The 1,531-nt window shown below is 75.2% G+C and carries 2 protein-coding genes; both read right to left on the reverse strand.

Translation table 11 applies throughout. The features are described 5' to 3' along the window. On the reverse strand, positions 1 to 558 hold a 558-nt coding region (locus ITI46_RS34410; RefSeq protein ID WP_209243976.1), incomplete at its 3' end, for a TerD family protein. A 7-nt stretch (positions 559 to 565) separates the two neighbouring features. Continuing rightward, a complete protein-coding gene (locus ITI46_RS34415; protein WP_209243977.1) occupies positions 566 to 1,477 on the reverse strand; it encodes a DMT family transporter in 912 nt (303 codons plus the stop codon). Between the last annotated feature and the right edge of the window lie 54 nt (positions 1,478 to 1,531).

The following is a 1,531-nucleotide window of genomic DNA, read 5'->3' on the forward strand; positions in this document are numbered from 1 at the left end:
GAGCCGGCGCAGCGTGCTGCGGACCGGCGTCGCCGCCGGAGCCGTCGGCGTGGGCGGGGCAGCGGGCTCCTCCACATTCACACCGAAGTCGGCGGCGATACCGCCCAGCCCGTTGGCGTACCCCTGTCCGACGGCGCGGACCTTCCAGGCGCCGTTCCTGCGGTAGACCTCCACCACCAACAGGGCCGTCTCGGCGCCCAGTTGCGGCGGGGTGAAGGTGGCCAGCACCGCGCCGGTGGCGGCGTCGCGGACCGTGGCGGTGGGCTCCGTGCCGGCGAAGGTGGCGCCGGGGGCGTCGAGGCTCGCGGTGACGACGACCTTTTCGATCCCGGCGGGCACCGCGCCGGTCTCCACGGTGATGGTGTCGGTGGCGCCGCTGCTGTGCGTCACGCCGGGGGCGGTGGGCTGGTTGTAGAAGACGAAGTCGTCATCGGAGCGGACCTTGCCCTCCGGGCTCAGCAGCAGTGCCGAGACGTCGAGCTTGCCGGGTGCGGTCACGTCCACCGCCACGCGCTGTGCGCTCAGCGGCAGATTGGAGCCAGGAGTCATTGCGGTCATGTCGTGGCTAACGACTGGCCTGGCTTTGCAGTTCCTTTGCCGTGCCCTGGGTGCCGGTCCCGTGCGCCGCGCCCGTACGCCGGGTCCGTGCGCTCCTCGGCCGTACCGTCGCCGCCACCACCCCCGCGACGCACACCGCCATGCCCAGCACGGCCCCGCCGCCCGGCGCCTCGCCGAACATCGCGTACGCCCACAGCAGCGTGGTCGGCGGGGTGAGGTAGATCAGGGCGCTGGTCCTGGTGACGCCGTTGCGGCGCAGGCTCAGCCAGTAGAAGCCGTATCCGCCGACGGTGGAGAGCGCGACGACCCAGGCAACGGCGAGCCAGAAGGCGCCGGAGGCCGCCGGGGGCGCCGCATGGCCGAGCGCCCCGGCGACCGCCGTGAAGACCAGTGCGCTGACCGCGCAGTGCAGCGGCACGGCGTCGGCGGCGGGCAGCGGACGGCGGGCGCGGCGCTCCAGGAAGCTGGCGGCGAGCAGCCCCGCCATCCCGGCGAAGGGCAGCGCGTACGCCCAGGGCGGTGCCGCTCCCGGCGCGGCGAGGTCGTCGCGTACGACGAGCGCCACGCCGCCCAGACCGGCCAGGAGCCCGGTCCACTGGCGGCGGGTGACCCGCTCGCCGAGCAGCGGTCCGGCCAGCGCGCCCGCGGCCAGCGGCTGGAGCGCGGCTATCAGCGCCGAGGTGCCGGACGGGACGCCGAGGCCGACGGCCCACACGGTGGAGCCGAGGTAGACGCCCTGGGAGAGCAGCCCGATGGCCGCCTGTTCGGCGAGGGCACGCGGGTGCAGCCGCCGTCGGCGCCACAGCAGCCAGGCGCCGCCCAGCAGCGCCGTCGCGGCGAGGAACCGCCACATCAGCAGGGTGTCGGTGGCGGCCTGCCGGGTGCCGAGCTCGGCGCCGATGAAGCCGGAGCTCCACATGACGACGAGCCCTGCCGACACGGTCGCGGAGGCCACGGGGGCGGGGACAGGGAC

This window comes from Streptomyces oryzae (genome assembly GCF_017676365.1).
Classification (GTDB): domain Bacteria; phylum Actinomycetota; class Actinomycetes; order Streptomycetales; family Streptomycetaceae; genus Streptomyces; species Streptomyces oryzae.